Source organism: Actinoplanes ianthinogenes (genome assembly GCF_018324205.1).
Taxonomy (GTDB): Bacteria; Actinomycetota; Actinomycetes; order Mycobacteriales; family Micromonosporaceae; genus Actinoplanes; species Actinoplanes ianthinogenes.
Window position 1 is genome coordinate 7,285,213 of the sequence record NZ_AP023356.1, and the last position, 18,455, is coordinate 7,303,667.

Consider the following 18,455-nt stretch of genomic DNA (forward strand, 5'->3'; position numbering starts at 1 on the left):
CCGGCGGACAGGACGGTGCTCAGCGGACCGACGGGAGTCCGGTGTCGAGCGAGGTGATGAGCGTGCCCGACGCGGTGTCACCGGACATCTCCCAGATCATGCCGCCGAGCAGGTTCTGCCCCCGGGCCCAGGTGGTCTTCTGCCCGATCGACCAGGTGTCGTCGAAGGTCCACCACTGCCCGCCGTTGCCGGTGAAGCAGTACGTCGCCACCGACTGGGTGTCGTGGCGCACCGTGCAGCCGGGAACCATGGCCAGCAGGTTGGCGTAGCCGCGGGTGCCGGCCTCCTCAGCGAACTGCCCGGGCGCCGCGCCGCTCGCGCTCTCCCACTCGCCTGTTCCGGAAGCGCCGGCGGCGACACCCTGCCAGCCGCGGCCGTAGAAGGCGAAGCCGAGGGTGAGCTGCCGGGGGTTGACGCCGGCATCGGTGTACGTCTTGATCGCGTTCTCGCCGCTGAAGTGGAAGGCGTACGGGTCCTGGGTGTCGGTGTACAGGTTGCCCTGGTGGCCCGTGCGGTTCGGCTCCCACGAGTTGTCGCTGCCGGCGCCGTGGAAGTCGTAGCCCTGCACGTTCGCGAAGTCCATGTAGTCGAACACGCTGGGCGTACCGTCGCTCTTGCTGACGTCCCAGCCCGCCGCGATCTTGGCCGGGTCCGCGGGGGTGAACGCCGTGAGCAGGTAACGCTTGCCGGTGGTCCTGGTCAGCTCGTCCATCTGCTTGCGGAACTCGGCGAACAGGGCGAGGTTGTTCGCCTTGTCCTGGGCGCCCCAGTGGTTGCCGGCGTGCCCCTCGGCGCCCGGCCACTCCCAGTCGAGGTCGATGCCGTCGAAGATGCCGGCCGCGGTGCCCGGGCCGCCGGCGGTGCCGCTCACCGGCAGGTTTCCCTTGAGGTACATGTCCAGGCAGGAGCTGACCAGCTTCGCCCGGGACGCCGGTGTCGCCGCCGCGTCGGAGAAGAATTTCGAGTACGTCCAGCCGCCGATCGAGATGAGCACCTTCAGATTCGGGTACTTGGCCTTGAGCTTCCTGAGCTGGTTGAAGTTGCCGCGCAGGTTCTCCCAGCCGGTGTCGGCGACCCCGTCGACGGACTGCGCGGCGCTGAACGGCCGGCCGTAGTCGGCGTCCGCGTCGCCGGCCCCGGTGCCCTGGTCGGGGTCCTGCGGGTTCTGTGTGGTGCCCTTGGTGACACCTTGCAGGCAGGTCAGGTTCGTCGGGTCGAGGTTGGCGAACGCGTAGTTGAGGTGGGTGAGCTTCGCCGCGGAGCCCGAGGTGTCCAGGTTCTTGACGAAATACTGCCGTCCGTAGATCCCCCACTGGACGAAGTAGCCGACCTTGGCGTACTTGCCGGCGCCCACCACGTCGTCGGTCGTGACGGTGACCGCGGTGCTCGCGGCGGAGGCGTTGTCGTAGGTGTCCCGGGCCCGCACCGTGAACGTGTACGTCGTCAGGGGAGTGAGCCCGTCCACGGTGGCCGTGGTGCCGGTCGTGGTGGTGGCGAGCTGGTCGCCGCGGTAGATGTCGTAGCCGGCGATGCCGCTCGGGTCGGTCACCGCGGTCCAGGCCAGCGTGGCGCTGGTGGCCGTCTTGCCGGTGGCGCGCGGGCTGCCCGGCGCGGGCGGTGGTGTCGTGTCGTCGGCCGGGTTGAGCGTGGTGACCGAGACCGGGGCGCTGACCGCGGACAGGTTGCCGCGGGTGTCCCTGGCCCGGACGGCGAAGGTGTACGCGGTGTTCGGGGTCAGGCCGCCGACGGTGGCGGTGGTGCCCGTGACACCGGCGACGACGGTGCCGCCGCGCAGGACGTCGTAGCCCGCGACGGGGAAGTCGGTGGCGGTGGCCGCGGTCCACGTGAGCGAGGCCGTCTTGGTCGTCCTGCCGGTGACCGCCAGGCCGGTCGGCGTGCCCGGCGCCCGGTCCGCGCTGCCGTCACACTTGTTGCCGTTGATCCGGCAGTTCAGCGGCGGGGCGGACGAGCCGGTGGCGATGAACCAGAAGCTGTACGGCTCGGTCGTGGCGCCCGCGGCGACGGTGCCGTTGTAATGGGCGTTGACCACGGTGACGTGGCTGCCGTTCCGCGTCACCGTGCCGTTGTAGCTGTTGGACATGCTGACGCCCGCGGGCAGGTCGAAGTCGATCGTCCAGCCGGTGATCGCGCTCGTCGTCGGGTTGCTGATGATGTATTTGTCCTGGTACCAGGAGCCGTTGTCGGCGGACGAGAAGCTCGCGGTGAGGCCGCTCGCGGCGACGGCGGGGCTCGGCGCGGCGACGATCGCCGCGAGGAGCGCCAGTGCCGCCGCGGCAGCTGTCGTTGGCCGGGTCCGTCTTCGCATCAGAACCTCCTATTAGGAAACTTTCCTATTAACATTCATAGTCGAATGTCGATGCGTCAAGGGCCTGGTTCGGATTCGTGAGGAGCGCGGCGTGGATCTGCCCCGTCATGACCTGGAGGTTCCCCGGCCGGACAGCTTCCCGTTCGCGATGGGGACGTTCGACCGGATCGGCGCGCTCGCCCGCGCCGAGTTCGCCCACCGTCACACCTTTTACGAGATCGACCTCGTCACCGGCGGGCGCGGCAGTCACGTCGTCGACCTCGACGAGCGCCCGCTGCGCCCGCCGCAGCTCTGCCTGATCGCTCCCGGGCAGGTCCACCGCTGGCGCCAGCTGGCCCCGGTGCAGGGTCACGTCATCCTGTTCACCGACGACTTCCTGCTGGCGTACCCCGGCGACCGCGCCGCGCTGCACTCACTGGCCCGGCGGCGTCCGCGTCGGCTCGACGCCACCGGCGCCGGGCGGATCCGGGCGCTCGTCGCGAGCATGGAGAGCGAGTACCGGCGCCGCGATCCCGGGTTCACGACCGTTCTCCAGGCCTACCTGCACGTGCTCGTCGTCGAGATCGGACGGCTGCAGCGCGAGCGGCCGGCCGCCGGATCCGATCCGGTGGGCGCCGTGGTGCTCCGGTTCCAGGAGTTGGTCGCCGACGAGGCGTTCGGCGAGTGGGCGGTGGCCGCCTACGCCGCCCGGCTCGGTGTCTCCGCGAGCACCCTGAACGAGGCGGTCCGGCGGGCGCTCGGGTGGTCGCCCGGTCAGGTCATCCGGCACCGGCGCGTGCTGGAGGCCAAGCGACTGCTGGCCGCGACGGAACTCTCGGTCGCCCAGGTCGCGCGGCGGATCGGCTTCGCCGACGCGGCGTACTTCTGCCGCTACTTCCGCCGCGAGGTGGGTGTCACCCCGGGCGGTTTCCGCGACAGCCGCCGTGGAATTCACCACGATCCCGGCGGTTAGTCCATCGCTTCCCATCTATGGAATTCATAGTGTCGGGGCTGTCCGTGAGCGCCCCTGGGCGCGGAGAAAGGAGAGCCGAGATGGCAGACGAGCCGAACGGCGGGGTCACCCGGAAGAGCCTGCTCAAGGCCGCGGCGATAGCGGTACCGGTGCCGTTGCTGCTGGGCGCCGTCGCGCGGGCCCAGGCGGCCTCGCTCGAGCCGACGCCGCTGTGCGACGACGGCGACGACGACACGCCGCCGCAGATCGAGGGGCCGTACTTCAAGCCCTCCTCGCCGCAGCGGACGTCGCTGCTGGACCCGGGCATGCCGGGCACCCGCCTCACCGTCAGCGGGTACGTCTTCGGCACCGGCTGCCAGCCGCTGACCGGCGTGCTGCTGGACTTCTGGCAGGCCGACAACAGCGGCGCGTACGACATGAGCGGCTACAAGCTGCGCGGCCACCAGTACACCGGCGCGGGCGGGGCCTTCACGCTGACCACCGTCGTGCCGGGGCTGTATCCCGGGCGTACCCGGCACATCCACGTCAAGGCGCAGGCGCCGAACCGTCCCGTTCTCACCACCCAGCTGTACTTCCCGGGGGAGCCACGCAACAGCACGGACTCGCTCTACGACGCGCGCCTGCTGATGAACGTGCGGTCCGGGTCCGGCGGCCGGGAGGCGTCGTTCGACTTCGTCCTCGACGTGCCGGCCGGCCCGGGCACGCCGCCGACGAGCCGGCCGCCGGCGCCGGGTGGCACCTGGGCGCCGAACACGGCGTACCCGGCCGGCGCGCAGGTCACCTACGGTGGCGTCACCTACCGCTGCCTGCAGGGCCACACCTCGATGGCGGGCTGGGAGCCGCCGAACGTGCCCGCTCTCTGGCAGCGCGTCTGACACCTGACTTGACCGTTCGGTCAATCGACTCTTAGATTTGACCGAACAGTCAAGAAGTGGGGAGTGCGAGATGGCGCGGGACACCCGGGAGCGCATCGTCGCGGTGGCGCGGGATCTCGTCCATGGCGCTTCCCTCGCCGAGGTGAGCACCGAGGACGTCTGCAAGGCGGCCGGGGTGCACAAGGGCAGCCTCTACCACTTCTTCCCCTCCAAGGAGGCGCTGGGCGGGGCGGTCCTGGAGCACAACTGGGACATGATGCACGCGGTGCTCGAGGAGGCCTTCGCTGCCGACGTTCCACCGCTGGAGCGCATCGACCGGTTCGTCGACAGTTTCGCCCGGATGCTCTCGGCGATGCGCGAGCGGTTCGGCGCCACGCCGGGCTGTCCGCTCGGTGGCCTGGCCTCCGAGGTGGCCGGTCACGGCGAGGAGGGGCGGGTCCGGGCCGGCCGGGTGCTGTCCGGCTGGATGGGTTATTTCGCTGCGGCCGTGAGCGAGGCGCGGGGGCGCGGTGACGTGCCGGCCGACACCGATCCCCGCGCTGCCGCGACCCGGATCCTGGCTCTGACGCAGGGCTTGACGATGCTCGCCAAGGCGCAGGACGACCCGGGCCTCGTGCTGCTGGCCAAGGCCGACATCCGGCTGCTGCTGCGGGCGCCGCGCTGAGCATCGCTCGGTCCGCGCCCGCTCTTCGCTGCCCGCCTAGTTGACCGATCAGTCAAATGACAAAGGAGTTTGCCATGCCCACCACGATCACCAGCGCGGTGCCGTGCCCCTGGGGCCGGCCACGAAGCGCGTCCGCGGCGGTCGCCGGGGTGACGCGATGACGGCGGGTCCCGGCCGGGTCAGCGTCCGTGCCATTCCGGTCGCGGGGCGCCACTCCATCAACGCCTACCTGCTGGTCGGCCGCCGGCCGATCCTGGTCGACGCCGGGATCCCCGGCAGCGGCCGCCGGATCCTCGACGGCATCGCCGGCCACGGCATCGACCCGGCCGATCTGGCGCTGATCGTGCTCACCCACGCGCACATCGACCACTTCGGCGCCGCGGCACAGATAAGGCAGCTCACCGGCGCGCCGATCGCCGCACACCGCGCCGACCTGCAACCGTACCGAGCCGGCCGGGTCCGCGAGCCCTACCTGCCGACCGGCCCGTTCGGTGCGCTGCTGAGCCGGCTGCCCGCCCTGCACCACACCACCCAGCCGGTCGAACCGGACCTGGTGCTGGACGGCCCGCAGCGGCTCGACGACCTCGGCGTCGCCGCCCGGATCGTGCCGACCCCCGGGCACACCGCGGGGTCGGTGTCGGTGCTGACCGACGACGGCGACCTGGTGGCCGGTGACCTGATCGCCACCTCGTTCCTGGGCTCGATCACCGGGCGCCCGGCCAACCCGCCGTTCCACGACGACCGGCTCGCCAACCTCGCCAGTCTGCGCGCGATGCTCGCCCTCTCGCCGGTGTCGCTGCACGCCGGTCACGGCGGGCGGCTCGATCCCGGACGGGTCGCCCGGTGGGCCGACCGGGAACAGCGGCGCCTCGACCGCCTCGCCGCCCGGGGCCGCATCCGCCGTCGCGCCGAGGTGAGCGACGCGGCACGCTGACGGACAAGGCGCGCCTTACCGGGGCTGACCTCCTTCATTCTGCTCGAACAGGTCTCGGGTACGGCGCAGAAGCGCCTCCCTCACGCGGTCCGGTGACAGGACCCGGAGCGTCGTCCCCAGGCCGAGGAGGTAGGTGGCCAGCCTGTCGGCGTCGTTGCCGCCGATCTCGACGATGGTGGCGTCGGGGCCGTCCGGGCGATGTCGCGCCGGACCGTGCGGCCGGTGATCGCCATCCGCTCGGCCAGCTCGCGGCTGGTCCACGTCGATCGCGTGGACAGCAACGACACCAGTTGCAGCAGGCGGGCGGAGGCGCTGATCACATCCCGAAGTCTCCCCGATGATCAGGACCGGAACTGTCCTGGTCCCGTCCTAGCGTCGTGCCCATGAGCACCGAGACCACATCTGGGCCCGCGATCCGGCTCCTGTCCATCGACTTCGACTGCCCGGACCCGGCCGAGCTGGCCCGCTTCTACGGCGACGCGCTGGGCCTGCCAGTGATCTATTCCAGCGATGGCTTCGTCCTGCTCGGCCGCGAGGGTGCACCCGGGCTGGGCTTCATCCGGGTGGCCGACTATCGGCGTCCGACCTGGCCGGACCCGTCACAGGGCAAACAGGCCCACCTCGAACTGGGTGTCGACGACCTGGAGGCCGCCCAGGCCCGGATGCTGGCCCTGGGCGCCGTGGAGCCGTCGGTTCAGCCACACCCCGAGCAGCGGAGAGTCCTGCTCGACCCGGCAGGTCACCCGTTCTGCATCTCCACGCAGGGTTGAGTGTCATCGACCGAACAGTCCACATCGAGATGCCCGACCTCAGCGGATCGTTGACTGTGGCTCAATGATCGTTCCCCCGGCCGTGCTTGATCGAAATCGGGCATTCGCGGATGCTGGTCGCTGTCACCGAGTTGCGCTACCCGATGGAGAGCACACGCCATGTCCTTCCAGGCATACCTCGACGCCGTCGAGGAGAAGACCGGCAAGACCCCGCGCACCCTGGTCGAGGAGGCCAAACAGCGCGGCTACGACGCCGCGGACGTCAAGGCCGGCGTGATCATCGCCTGGCTCAACGACGAGTACGGCATCGGCCGGGGGCACGCCATGGCACTGGTCCACGTGATCAAGAAGGGCCCGCGGATCAGCGCCAAGCACGTCGGCACGACCGGCGCGCACCGCGACGCCACCGACGTGCTGTGGCTCGACGGCAAGGCGACCAGACCGTCCTGAGGGTCCGCTCCGACCGGGGTCGTCCCGCTTCACGCGGTGTGCGGTGGCCTCACGGTTCTCGTGGGGCTCGCCGCAGTTCGGTCGCGGCTCGCGACAACCACGTCGCGCAGCCGGCCGGATCGAGGACGTGGGCACTCCACTGGGCTGCCGCGACGGCCCGCAGGAACACGTAGAACGGCAACAGTTCAGACAGGTGCCGGTCGTCCAGCTCGGCCTGGTCGTATCGGTCGAGCAGCCCGGCGAGGATGCCGGGGGCGTGCAGGCTGAGGACCGCGAGATCCATGACGGGGTCGCCGGGTTGCAGTTCCGCGACGTCGATGAGCCGTACTCGATCGCCGGGACCCACGATGAAGTGATCCGGCGGGGCATCCATCATGATCATTGAGCCGGCCCGGCCCGCGATGAGCGGCCGGACGCGGCGATACCAGCGCCGAGCCACGCCGACGCCGGTCGGGTCGATCTCGCCGCGCCGCGCCCACCAGTGCAGAGCGTGGTGGCACCAGCCGTCGATCCACGTCACCAGGTCCGGGTTGACGCCGCCGTACGGCGGCGCGGCCGGCAACCGGTGAACCTTGCCGAGGATCTCGAGGACCTCGTGTCTCAACGGCACGTTGTCGTCCGCACCGATCGCTCGGCCGGGCGTCCAGTCGAGAACGATGACGCTGGGCGGCCCGTCGCGGACAGCTCGGACCCGGCTCACCGGCAGCCCGGCCGCCTTGAGCACCGCCACCGCGGCGACTTCCGCGGCGAACTGACCTGCCGATGTCGTGACCTTGACCACCACCTCGGCACCCGACGGCAGGGTGGCTCGGCAGACCAGGCGCCCGTGCCGATGGGTCAGCATCTCCACCGCATCCGGGGCCGCGCCCGTCTCCGTCGCCACCACGCGAACAAGCCGATCGCGATCCTCCACGCGGGCAGCCTTTCCCGGGGGCCGCTCGCGAGCAACGGAATTAAGGCCTGTTTCATAACCCGGCCGAGTGCGAGGCGAGGTCAGGAGTGTGGCTGGCAACGGCCGCGATTTGCCCGCATACCGGTGTTGTATGCGGGCAAATCGCGGACGCTGCCAGGCGCGCTCCTGGCCACGCCGCAGCCCCGGTCGGGTTATGAAACAGGCCTTAGCCCATGAGGCTTGTCGCAGGTGGTGCCGGTCCCCTGAGGCGTTCGGTGCGCCGAGCGGACCCGCACGACACGCGCTGCGGTCCGGGGTGGGCCGCAGCCTCGCGGGCGGACCGGCACGGGACTCCAAGTCGTACCGAAAAGGAACGGTCCGCGCCGGAAGCCGACCGTGAGGCGGTCGCGGACCGTCTGGATTTCGTTACGCCGGGACGCGGGTGGTGTTGACGCACTCGGCGACGTCGAGCACCAGCAGCAGCCTGCCCTCGGTCTTGTACGCGCCGGTGACCAGCGCGCGTGACGGGCCGGTCAGGGTCGCCGGCGGCTCCTCGAACATCTTCGCGTCCAGGTAGGCGACCTGGCCGATGCGGTCCACCAGCAGGCTCACCGGCTCACCGGCATACCGCACGATCACGTTCATCACGAGGCCGGACATGTCCCGGCGGGGCAACCCGAACTGCACACGCAGGTCCACCGCCGCGATCACCTGCCCGCGCAGGTTGAACAGGCCGCCGACCGCGGTCGGCGCCATCGGCACCGGCGTGTACTCGCTGTACGACAGGACCTCCTGCACAGCGTCCACGTCCACGCCGAAGAACTGGTCGGCGACCTCGAAGGTGACGAACTGGCGACTCGACACGCGTAACTCCCTGGATGATGTCCGCCGCGACACATGCGCGGCGGATCAGCAGCAATATCGGCGCTCGAGCCGCCGGGCCAAGCAATCCGGCGGATCAATCAGCCGGGCTGACAACGAGCGCCTGCCCTCGCGTACCGATTGGCTCAGGTCTGCCGCCGCCGCGCCGACTGACACGGGTAAGCGTCAGACATAAGTACGGGGAGGAAGCGGCACAGATGCTGAAGCGTCTTCCCGCGTGGGTGGGTTTCCTGATCGGCGGCATGCTCTTCGTCGCGCTGTACCTGCGGCTGCCGGACAACGTGTACGGGGTGCTGGGGTGGGACGGCGTGGCGGTGGCCGGCGCCGTGGCCATCGTGGTCGGCATCCGGCGCAACCGTCCCGAGGGAGCGGCCGCCTGGTGGCTGCTCATGGCGGGGCAGCTGGCCAACGTCGTGGGCGACATCATCTACTTCTTCGCCCCGGACGGTGACCAGGTCTTCCACCCGTACGACGTCCCGTACCTGCTCGGCTACGGGCTCCAGGTGGCGGGGCTGCTGGTCCTGCTGCGCCGGCGAGGCGCCGGGCGGGACTGGTCGACGCTCGTCGACTCGTTGATCATCACGAGTGCGTTCGCGTTGCTGAGCTGGGTGTTCTTGATGAAGCCGGTGGCCGAGGAGGCGTCGCTCGGACTGATCGGCCAGCTGATGGCGATCTCGTACCCGGCTCTCGATCTGCTGCTGGTCGCCATGGTCGCCTGGCTGCTGACCGCCGACGGGACTCGCAACGTCGCGTTCTTCCTGGTCGCGACGAACATGGTGGTCTTCCTCATCGGCGACTACTTCTGGGCGTTCGCCAGCCAGACCTCCTACGACCCGGGCACGCTCGGCGGCCGGCTGATCGACTGCACGTACCTGACCGGCTACATCGCCTTCGGCGCCGGCGCCTTGCACCCGGGCATGGTGGCGATCGGCCGGGCGGCCGGTCCGCAGCAGGTCCGGCCGATGACCCTGCATCGCCTGATGCTGCTCACCGCGGCCACGCTGATCGCGCCGGCGGTGCTGGCCTGGCAGGCGTACAGCGGTGGCGGGCGGGTTCTCGACGCGTACGCGATCGTGGCCGGTTCGGTGGTCATGTTCCTGCTGGTCATCGCCCGGATGACGATGCTCGTCCGGCAGGTCCAGGCGCAGGCCGCCACGCTGGCGGAACACGCCGATCTGCTGCGCGAGGCGGCCCAGCTGGACCCGCTCACCAACCTGCCCAACCGCCGCGCCTGGAACGCCGCGCTGCCCTCGGCGCTGCAGCACGCCGCCCGCCACCGCGCCCCGCTCACCCTGGCCGTGCTCGACCTCGACCACTTCAAGGTCTTCAACGACACCCACGGCCACCAGACGGGCGACCGGCTGCTCGTCGAGGCGACGGCGGCCTGGGCGGCGAACCTGCGCCCGGCGGACGTGCTGGCCCGATACGGCGGCGAGGAATTCGTGGCGCTGCTGCCCGGCACCACCGCGGCCGAGGCCCTCGACCTGCTCGACCGGCTGCGCCCGCTCACGCCGATGGGCTGCACCTTCTCGGCCGGCGTGGCGACCTGGGACGGCGTGGAGAGCGGCGACGACCTGCTCGGCCGCGCCGACCAGGCGCTGTACCGGGCCAAGGACGCCGGCCGTGACCGGGTGGTGAGCGACGATGTCCTGGCCGCTGCCTGACATGCGGACGGTCACCGACCGCCGGACCCGCCTGACCTGGGCGTGGATGACGGCGGGGACGCTGATCTGCCTCGGCTACCCGCTGCTTCCGGCCGAGGGCGTGGTCGCGCCCGTGCTGTACAACGTGATCGGCCTGGCCGCCTTCGTGGCCATCCTCGCCGCGGTGCGCCGGTACCGGCCGGCCCGGCCGTACGCCTGGTACGTGTTCGCCGCCGGCGTCATCACGTTCGTGGCCGGTGACGTGGCCTTCGAGGTGGGTGGCCTGCTGCTCGGCGAGCACCGGTACCCGTACTGGAACGACGCGCTCTACCTCGTCGCGTACCCCTTGCTCTGGTCCGGTCTGCTCCTCGCCGCCGGCATACCGGCCCGGCGGGACGTGCGCGGCATGATCGACGCCGCGGTGATGGCCACCGGTGTCGCACTGGTCTACTGGGTGTTCCTGATCGACCCGGCGCTGGGCGGACACGGCACGCCGCTGTCCGAGCGGATCCTCACCGTCGTCTACCCCGGCTGTGACGTGATCATGTGCGCGGTGGCGACCCGGCTGCTCACCCGCACCGGAGCCCGCACCACCAGCGTGGTTCTGCTCGCCGCCGGTTCGGCGCTGAACTTCGCCGGCGACCTCGCCTGGAGTCTCGCGCCGTCGTTGAGCGGTCATCCGGCCTCGACCATCACCGCCGCGTTCCTGGGCAGCTACGTCTGCTGGGCCGGCGCCGCGCTGCACCCCTCCATGGGCGATGCCGGCACCTCGGCGCACCCGGGCACCACCGTCCGGCTCGGGTGGGGCCGGTCGGCGCTGCTGGTCGGTTGCGCCCTGCTCGTGCCCGCCGTGCTGATGATCCAGGGCCTGCGCCACGACGAGATCAAGTGGGCGGCCATCGGGGTCGGCGCCGTCCTGCTCCTTCTGCTCGTGACCGCCCGCACGGCTGGCTTCGTCCGGCAGATCCAGACCCAGTCGGCGCAGCTCGAGCGGCTGGCCATGCGCGACGACCTCACCGGGCTGGCCAACCGCCGCCGATTCGGCCGCCGCCTGGGCGAGGCCCTGGCGACCGGCTCCCCGCAGGTGTGCCTGCTGGACCTCAACCGCTTCAAGGAGATCAACGACCGGCTCGGGCACGGGGTCGGTGACGCGCTTCTGGCTGCCGTCGCCGATCGCCTGCGTGACGGGCTGGGCGACGTCGACCTGGTGGCGCGGATGGGCGGCGACGAGTTCGCCGTCCTGCTCGCCGACGCGACGGCCGCGGAGGCCGACGCCGACGCCGCCCGGATCTCCGCCGCGCTGCGCGAGCCGTTCGAGGTGGCCGGCCAGAAGTTGCTGGTGGACGCGAGCGTCGGCGTCGCCGACGGCGCCGACGCCGGGGACGCGATGGAGGTGCTGCGCCGGGCCGACGTCGCGATGTACGCGGCGAAGTCGAGCGGCTCCCGGTGGCGGCGATACACGGCCGGACTCGATGAGCACGCCGACGAGAAGGCCCGCCTCGGCGCCGAGCTGCGCGCCGCGCTGGACACCGGTCAGTTCCGCCTGGTCTACCAGCCCATCGTGTCGCTGCCCTCCGGTGACCTGCGCTACGTGGAGGCGCTGGTCCGCTGGCAGCACCCGCAACGCGGCTTCGTCAGTCCCGCCGAGTTCATCCCGGTCACCGAGGAGAACGGCCTGATCGTCGAGCTCGGCGAATGGATCATGCGGACCGCGTGTTCCGACTTCGCCCGGTGGCACGCCGAGCAGCCGGACACGGCCCCGGAACGCATCAGCGTGAACGTCTCCGCCCGGCAACTCGCCGAGCCCGGGCTCGCCGCGATGGTCGCCGCCGTGCTGGCCGAAACGGGTGTGCCCGCCGGGTGCCTGATCGTCGAGGTCACCGAGACCGCCGTGTTCAGCGGCGGCGTCGCGGTCCGCGCCATCGAGGACCTGCACGCGCTGGGCGTCGGGATCGCCCTGGACGACTTCGGCACCGGGCACTCGTCGCTCGGCCTGCTGCAGACCGTCCCGGTGGACGTCCTCAAGGTCGACAAATCGTTCGTCGACAACGTGACCATGGCGGGCCGGCACGCGGTGATCGCCGAGGCGCTCATCCGGGTCAGCGACGGCCTGGGGCTCAGCGCCGTGGCCGAAGGCGTCGAGACCGCCGAACAGGCCGCGGAACTGCACCGCCTGGGTTACCGGCTGGCGCAGGGCTATCACTTCGGCAAGCCGGCCGCGGAGCCCGTCGCTCGCCGGACAGCGGCGGTGGCCTGACTCCGGCCCTATGTAGAGTTCAGATATAGTGCCCCGATGCGGATCACTGTAGCGACTGCCCGGCTGCTGGCCGTGCTGCTCACCGAGCCGGAGACCGACCGGTACGGGCTGGACCTGATGAGGGCGACCGGCCTGGCCAGCGGCAGCCTTTACCCGATTCTGCACCGGTTGCAGGACGCGGGCTGGCTGACCACGCGGTGGGAGGACATCGACCCGGCCACCCTCGGACGGCCGGCCCGCCGGTTCTATCGGCTGACGCCCGACGGCGTCAGCCAGGCCCGGTCGGCGCTTGCCCGGCTGCGGGCACAGACCGCCGTCCCCGGGGTCGTGGGCCTCGCGACGCGGAGCCTGGCGTGGTGAGCCGGCGGATCGCCGAGGCCCTGCTGCGGCTGGCCGCGCGCCGCTGGCCGGCCCGGCTGCGCGGCGAGGTGCACCAGGAGTGGCTCGCCGAGCTGCACGTTCTGGCCGCCGAACACCGCGGTGCGGCGATGCTGCGGTACGCGGCGAGCCTCGCGGTCGCCCGGCCCGTGCGGGAACCGGTCGCCGTCGCGGTGCGAGCGGCAGCACTGTGGCGTGCCGTACGGCTGTGCGTGCTGGCGCCGGTGGCCGCGGTCGTCGTGTTCGCCGTCTGCCTGGCGGCCGCGCTGACCGTCCTGGATCCGCTGCTGGCCGCGATGCCGTTCGGCGAGCAGCCGCGGCAGTGGACGGCGGCGCTGGCCACGGCCGCCGCGGCGGTCCTGCTCGCCCGGTCCGGCCGGTGGTGGACGGCCGAGGGCGCCGGAACCGCCGCGCTGGTGCTCGCGATCACGGTTCCCGGCTTCGTGTTCGCGAGCCTGGCCTACCTGCTGCCGGCCGGGATGTCCGAGAAGTACACCCTGCACTGGCCCGCGTACGCGGTGTTCTTCGGTGGCCTCGCCGCACTGCTCTACGCCGTCGACCGGCTGGCCGCGACCGGCCGGCGCACGCCGGCCTGGTGGACCGGCGCGGTCGGCGCGCTGACCCTCACCGACGTCGCGATCACCCTTCCGGTCCTGCTGTCCAACGGCGACGATCCGCCCCTCGCGTCGGCGCCGCTGTGGCTGTTCGCCGCGCTCAACGGCGGCGGCCTCGACGGGATCAGGTTGCCCGGCATGACCGGCGGCCAGATCTGGACCGTCGGTGACACCACCGACTTCGACGCCTACGTCTTCCTGCTCTACGCCGGCTTGGCCCTCGGCATGATCATGGCCAAGGCCTCGAAATCCGTCCCGGCGCCGGCGGCCGGCACGCACCTCGAACCCGCCTGAGACGCGGACGACCGAGGGCTCGGTCACATTGAACGTCGAGGCCCGGAGCTCATAACCGTTCAGTGGCCGAGGAATGCGATGACGGCGGACCGGAATTCCGGACTGGTTCCGATGACCTCGTGACCGCCGGCGATCAGGCGCAGCGAGGCGCCGGCGATGGCCTCGGCGAGAACGTGCGGCCGCTCGGCGAGCGGGTCGGCGTCGCCGGCGATGACGAGGGTCTCGGCGGTGATGGCGGCGAGGTCGATGCCGGTGCGGTGGACGGCGCGGGCCTGCGCAGCCAGCGACGGCAGGTCGGCTCCCAGCATCTCGGCATGCGCCCGCAGGCCCGCGATCCCGGGCGGCAGGTCCTCCGGGTCCTCGGCCAGGAGCGCCCGGGCCAGCAGGTCACTCGGCAGCGCGCGCGTGTCCACGCCGCCGACCTCGACGATTCCGGCCCCCACGCCTCCGACGACGAGCCGGCGAACGGTGGTCTGCGAGGCGGCGAGCAACGCCACCACGGCGCCCATCGAGTAGCCGACGAGATCCACGGCGGGCAGGCCGAGCAGGGCGATGACCGCGAGGAGATCGTTCGCCATCCGCCGCTCGCCATAACGTCCGGCGTCCGGCGACTTCGCGGACCGGCCGTGGCCGCGGGCGTCGACGCCCACCACCCGGCGCCCCGCGGCGGTGAGACCGGCCACGGTTCCGGGGACCAGCCAGTCGGCCATGGTGTCGGCGGTGAAACCGTGCTGCAGGACAACCGGAATCGGGTCGGCGGTGACCCCCTCGTCCGCTTCCCAGCAGTGGTAGGCGATCGTCGTGCCGTCCTCGACGACGACGCCGGCGGTGGCGGGAGTCCTCAACGAGGCCGCCTCATGAGGCATTGCCCGCATCGGCCATCTCCGCCGTGCTGTGTGCTCGGATCTCGTGGCAAGGCGCGTCGCCGAACCGGCTCACCAGGGTGCGCACGTGGTCCTCGGCGGGTGCGGCGAGCCCGTCGTAGACGGTGGCGAACACGTCCCGGGCCTGCGCTCGCGGCCAGGTGGCGGGCAGCAGCTCGATCGGCAGCTCCGGATCGACGACGGGGAACTGCCGATAGGCGTCCATGATCTCGGTACGGGCGTGCACGGCGGCGGCGCCGGAGACCTGTCCGGCGCGGATGCGGGGCAGCATCGGCTCCCAATGACGGATGAAGGTGTCGTAGCGGTTGGCGATCGCCGCGACGTCCCAGGCGTCGATCGGGTTGCGGCCGGCCGGGGGAGCGAGGTCCACCTGGCGCGCCCGGAACATGGTCATGGTGCCGATGGTGGTCGTCAGTCGTTGCTTGACGACCGGGTTCGGTGCGTCGGGAGAAACCCAGAGCGCGTCGTACAGGGGCGCGAACCCCAGCCATCTCAGTTCCCCGCGCAGAGCTCGTCGCCGGCCGCGCTCATCCTGGGGGAACGAGAAGGAGACCAGGGTCCAGTAGCCGTCCCACGGCTCCACCCGGGTGGCGAATCGGGCGATCCAGGCGCCGCCCGCGCTCAGATCGGCGGCGGCGGCCGTCGTGAGGCGGTAGGAGCTGTGGCGGCCGTGCCGGGTGCTCTCCAGGATCCGGCTTCGCGACAGCCGGCTGATGGCGGTACGGGCAGCGCCGCTTCCGATCCCCGCTTCCTCCAGCAGGGCGACGATGGACGCCGACGGCAGCCAGGCCCGGGTGCGCAGGGTGTAGTCGGCGACGAGCGTCACGGCCAGATTCTGCGCGGTACTGCCGGCCTGCTGGCGCGGCAGGCGCACGCTCGCCGGGTCGTCGGGAAAGATTTCCTCGATGTCGTACGGGCTGACCACGTGGCTGCTCCGGCGTCGAGTGAGAGGTGACCGGCGGCGCGTGACCGCCGCGACGCCGACCACGAGTATCCACTCCGACCGGCATGTCGCCGCACCGCCGTGCCGCACAGGGCCATCGATTGACAGTATCGTGTCCCGCGTGCAACATGATTGACACATATGGATCCCTGCCGGTCGTCGGAACCGGGCGGCGGGGTGCTCACCGGTCGCCACTCCATCGCTCTTCGGGCCCTCATGTCCACCGGGAGGCAAAGCGTGCACGATCCTCATGAGCCGCGGGAGAGCGCGTTCGGCGATGCCGCTCCCCGGTCGCGCCGGACGTTTCTGCGCACCGGGGCCGTCGCGCTGGCCGGGCTGACTCTGGGCGCGGCGGATCCGGCGCTCGCGACGCCGGCCGGTCCGGGAAAGCCGCATGGTGTGAAGCCGTTCGGGCCGGTGGTGGTCGCCGATCCGGGATCCGGAGCGGCGTACGCCCGAGCGGTGCGGCTCGGGAACTCCCGGTCCTGGCTGGCGACGTTCCAGCAGTTCGGGGCGCCGGGGTTCGCCATCCACCGCAGCGAGGACGACGGCCACACCTGGTATCGGCTGAGCAATGTGCCGAGCACCGGCGACGCGCCGGGCGTGTGGCTGCAACCGTTCCTTTACGAACTGCCGCGCGCCTTCGCGGGCTTCCCCAAGGGCACGCTGTTGTGCGTCGGCAATGCGCTCGGGAACTTCACCAGCACGAAGATCCAGCTGTACGCGAGCCGCGACCGCGGCGTCACATGGACCTTCCTGAGCACGGTGGCGGAGGGCGGCGCGCCGATTCCGGAGAACGGCAACACGCCGGTCTGGGAGCCGTTCCTGCTGCTGCACTCCGATCGGCTCATCTGTTACTACTCCGATCAGCGAGACCCCCGGTACGGGCAGAAACTCGCACACCAGAGCAGCCGGAATCTGCGTACCTGGGGACCGGTCGTCGATGACGCCGTCGGCACCGATTACGACCAGCGTCCCGGCATGACCACCGTCGCGCGGATACACGAGCGCCTGTGGATCCTGACCCACGAGGCCGGTGGCAACTCCGGCGACAACTTCTACGCCGTCCACTACAAGCTGGCGAGGGATCCGGAGTCGTTCGGACCGGCCCCGAGCATCGTGCTGCACGACCAGGACGGCTACGTCCCGTCGGCCGCGCCGACCGTGTCGTGGTCGGACTCCGGCGGTCCGCACGGGACGATCGTGGTGACGGCGAACAGCGACCAGGACCTTTTCGTCAATCGTCACCTGGGTGATCCCGGCAAATGGACTCGGGTGTCCTCGGCGGTTCCCGGCGGCTACAGCCGGCAGACCATCCCGCTCGACGGCCTCCTCTTCATCATCACCGGCCCGTATTACGCCGAGAACGGTCCGATACAGGCCGGCGTGGTCCCCCTGACCTGACCCGTTCGAGCGGAAGGATCACATGAGAACTAGGACGAAGTTCGGTACGGGATGGGCAGCCGTCGTCGTCTCGGCCGCTGCGGTGCTCACCGTCGCCGCGTCACCGGCCGATGCGGCGGCCGGCGGTTCCGGACCGTACCCCGCCGACTACGAGACCTCGTCGAGCCTGGTCAATCACACCATCTACCGGCCGTCGACCCTGCCGTCCGAGCGCCTGCCGATCTTCGTATGGGGCAACGGAGGCTGCGCCGCCAACGGTACGGCGCAGATCAACTTCCTGCGCGAGATCTCCTCGTACGGCTTCCTGGTCATCGCCAGCGGAGCGCCGAACGGCTCGGGATCCACCACGTCCTCCATGCTCACCCAGTCCATCGACTGGGCCGTCGCCGAGAATGCCCGGTCGGGCGGCAAGTACTACGGCCGGCTGGACACCAGCAAGATCGCAGTCGGTGGCTGGTCGTGCGGGGGCCTGGAGGCGTACGCCGTCTCCAACGACTCGCGGATCACCACAACGCTGATCTTCAGCAGCGGGTTGCTGAACGACGGCGACGACTATCAGCTCAAGCGGCTGACCAAGCCGATCGCCTACTTCATCGGCGGGCCCAGCGACATCGCCTACCCGAACGCCATGGACGACTGGGGCAAACTGCCGTCCGCGCTGCCCGCCTTCATGGGCAACCTGAACGTCGGGCACGGCGGGACGTACGACCAGACCAACGGCGGCGAGTTCGGCCGCGTCGCGGTGTTGTACCTCAAGTGGCGGTTGAAGGGTGACCTCGGCGCGGGCGCCACCTTCGTCGGCTCCGACTGCGGCCTGTGCCACAGCCAGTGGCAGGTTCAGCAGAAGAACCTGACGCTCGGCGACGGGACGCCACCGAGTACACCGCCGGTCACGCCGTCCCCCTCGCCGTCCGGCAATCCCGGCTGCACAGCGGCCTATACGGTGCAGAACCAGTGGAACGGGGGATTCGTCGCCGGCGTCGTCGTCACCGCGGGAAGCGCCGCGCTCAACGGCTGGCGGGTCACCCTCGCCCTGCCCGGCGGAGCCACCGTCACCTCGGTCTGGAACGCCGTCAACACCGGCACGACGGGGACGGTCACGATGGCGAACCAGTCGTACAACGGGCAACTGGGTCCCGGCCAGACCGCCAGCTTCGGATTCCAGGGCACGGGAACCGGCGGCGGAGCAAGCGCCACCTGCTCCGCGAGTTGATCGAGCGGGCCCCGCCGGCATGGTGACAATGCCGGCAGGGCACGGTCTTCCCATGACTACCTGCCGCCGGGCGGATAATC

18 protein-coding genes and 1 pseudogene are annotated in these 18,455 nt (G+C 71.0%); 12 read left to right on the forward strand and 7 right to left on the reverse strand.

What is annotated here, in order from left to right:
* Positions 1 to 19: 19 nt before the first annotated feature.
* The gene (locus Aiant_RS33040) at positions 20 to 2,326 is read right to left on the reverse strand and encodes a glycosyl hydrolase family 18 protein (protein WP_189332866.1); all 2,307 of its coding nucleotides are present in this window, start codon (positions 2,324 to 2,326) and stop codon (positions 20 to 22) included.
* Between the two features lie 91 nt (positions 2,327 to 2,417).
* On the opposite strand from Aiant_RS33040, the gene Aiant_RS33045 reads away from it, so the two are divergent.
* The 4 genes from Aiant_RS33045 to Aiant_RS33060 all read left to right on the forward strand — a co-directional run bounded on the left by Aiant_RS33045 (position 2,418) and on the right by Aiant_RS33060 (position 5,751).
* Positions 2,418 to 3,278 carry a helix-turn-helix transcriptional regulator gene (locus Aiant_RS33045; RefSeq protein WP_212846581.1) on the forward strand — a complete coding sequence of 287 codons (861 nt, stop codon included), beginning with the start codon at positions 2,418 to 2,420 and terminating at the stop codon, positions 3,276 to 3,278.
* Positions 3,279 to 3,358: 80 nt separating this feature from the next.
* Positions 3,359 to 4,153, forward strand: a complete 795-nt coding sequence (locus tag Aiant_RS33050) for a carbohydrate-binding protein (RefSeq protein WP_189332867.1) — start codon at positions 3,359 to 3,361, stop codon at positions 4,151 to 4,153.
* Positions 4,154 to 4,223: 70 nt separating this feature from the next.
* The gene (locus Aiant_RS33055) at positions 4,224 to 4,817 is read left to right on the forward strand and encodes a TetR/AcrR family transcriptional regulator (protein WP_189332868.1); all 594 of its coding nucleotides are present in this window, start codon (positions 4,224 to 4,226) and stop codon (positions 4,815 to 4,817) included.
* Between the two features lie 157 nt (positions 4,818 to 4,974).
* The gene (locus Aiant_RS33060; RefSeq protein ID WP_189332869.1) at positions 4,975 to 5,751 is read left to right on the forward strand and encodes an MBL fold metallo-hydrolase; all 777 of its coding nucleotides are present in this window, start codon (positions 4,975 to 4,977) and stop codon (positions 5,749 to 5,751) included.
* A 15-nt stretch (positions 5,752 to 5,766) separates the two neighbouring features.
* On the opposite strand, the gene Aiant_RS33065 is transcribed toward Aiant_RS33060, so the two are convergent.
* Complete coding sequence (locus tag Aiant_RS33065; RefSeq protein ID WP_342358066.1) at positions 5,767 to 6,012, reverse strand: WCX domain-containing protein; 246 nt, start codon at positions 6,010 to 6,012, stop codon at positions 5,767 to 5,769.
* A pseudogene (locus tag Aiant_RS46920) lies at positions 5,997 to 6,071 on the reverse strand (hypothetical protein); the annotation flags it as partial. The gene Aiant_RS33065 and the pseudogene Aiant_RS46920, both read right to left, overlap by 16 nt.
* 63 nt (positions 6,072 to 6,134) lie before the next feature.
* Here Aiant_RS46920 and Aiant_RS33070 point away from each other — a divergent pair.
* Both Aiant_RS33070 and Aiant_RS33075 read left to right on the forward strand, forming a co-directional pair.
* Complete coding sequence (locus Aiant_RS33070; protein WP_189332871.1) at positions 6,135 to 6,521, forward strand: VOC family protein; 387 nt, start codon at positions 6,135 to 6,137, stop codon at positions 6,519 to 6,521.
* 159 nt (positions 6,522 to 6,680) lie between these two features.
* Complete coding sequence (locus Aiant_RS33075) at positions 6,681 to 6,971, forward strand: DUF4287 domain-containing protein (RefSeq protein ID WP_189332872.1); 291 nt, start codon at positions 6,681 to 6,683, stop codon at positions 6,969 to 6,971.
* A gap of 49 nt (positions 6,972 to 7,020) precedes the next feature.
* Here the strand turns inward: Aiant_RS33075 and Aiant_RS33080 are convergent, their stop codons facing one another.
* A complete protein-coding gene (locus Aiant_RS33080; protein ID WP_189332873.1) occupies positions 7,021 to 7,854 on the reverse strand; it encodes a phosphotransferase family protein in 834 nt (277 codons plus the stop codon).
* Between the two features lie 435 nt (positions 7,855 to 8,289).
* Positions 8,290 to 8,727, reverse strand: a complete 438-nt coding sequence (locus Aiant_RS33085; RefSeq protein WP_189332874.1) for a chemotaxis protein CheW — start codon at positions 8,725 to 8,727, stop codon at positions 8,290 to 8,292.
* Between the two features lie 215 nt (positions 8,728 to 8,942).
* Between Aiant_RS33085 and Aiant_RS33090 the strand changes: the two genes are divergently transcribed.
* Genes Aiant_RS33090 through Aiant_RS33105 form a run of 4 tightly spaced genes read left to right on the forward strand, consistent with a single transcriptional unit; the run spans position 8,943 to position 13,931 of the window.
* Positions 8,943 to 10,409 carry a GGDEF domain-containing protein gene (locus tag Aiant_RS33090; protein WP_189332875.1) on the forward strand — a complete coding sequence of 489 codons (1,467 nt, stop codon included), beginning with the start codon at positions 8,943 to 8,945 and terminating at the stop codon, positions 10,407 to 10,409.
* On the forward strand, positions 10,390 to 12,645 hold the full coding sequence (locus Aiant_RS33095; protein WP_189332876.1) for a putative bifunctional diguanylate cyclase/phosphodiesterase: 2,256 nt from the start codon (positions 10,390 to 10,392) through the stop codon (positions 12,643 to 12,645). The genes Aiant_RS33090 and Aiant_RS33095 overlap by 20 nt, the downstream gene beginning before the upstream one ends.
* A gap of 36 nt (positions 12,646 to 12,681) precedes the next feature.
* Entirely contained in the window at positions 12,682 to 13,005 is a 324-nt protein-coding gene (locus Aiant_RS33100; RefSeq protein WP_189332877.1) for a PadR family transcriptional regulator, read from the forward strand.
* A complete protein-coding gene (locus tag Aiant_RS33105) occupies positions 13,002 to 13,931 on the forward strand; it encodes a hypothetical protein (protein WP_189332878.1) in 930 nt (309 codons plus the stop codon). Before Aiant_RS33100 ends, Aiant_RS33105 begins: the two co-directional genes overlap by 4 nt.
* A gap of 59 nt (positions 13,932 to 13,990) precedes the next feature.
* Here the strand turns inward: Aiant_RS33105 and Aiant_RS33110 are convergent, their stop codons facing one another.
* A complete protein-coding gene (locus Aiant_RS33110; RefSeq protein ID WP_189332879.1) occupies positions 13,991 to 14,776 on the reverse strand; it encodes an alpha/beta fold hydrolase in 786 nt (261 codons plus the stop codon).
* 10 nt (positions 14,777 to 14,786) lie between these two features.
* Positions 14,787 to 15,740, reverse strand: coding sequence for a PaaX family transcriptional regulator (locus tag Aiant_RS33115; RefSeq protein WP_189332880.1), 954 nt, complete (start codon positions 15,738 to 15,740; stop codon positions 14,787 to 14,789).
* Positions 15,741 to 15,995: 255 nt separating this feature from the next.
* Here Aiant_RS33115 and Aiant_RS33120 point away from each other — a divergent pair, with 255 nt between their 5' ends.
* A complete protein-coding gene (locus Aiant_RS33120; protein WP_229830573.1) occupies positions 15,996 to 17,162 on the forward strand; it encodes a sialidase family protein in 1,167 nt (388 codons plus the stop codon).
* Between the two features lie 22 nt (positions 17,163 to 17,184).
* Complete coding sequence (locus tag Aiant_RS33125; RefSeq protein ID WP_189332881.1) at positions 17,185 to 18,375, forward strand: cellulose binding domain-containing protein; 1,191 nt, start codon at positions 17,185 to 17,187, stop codon at positions 18,373 to 18,375.
* Positions 18,376 to 18,455 lie beyond the last annotated feature (80 nt).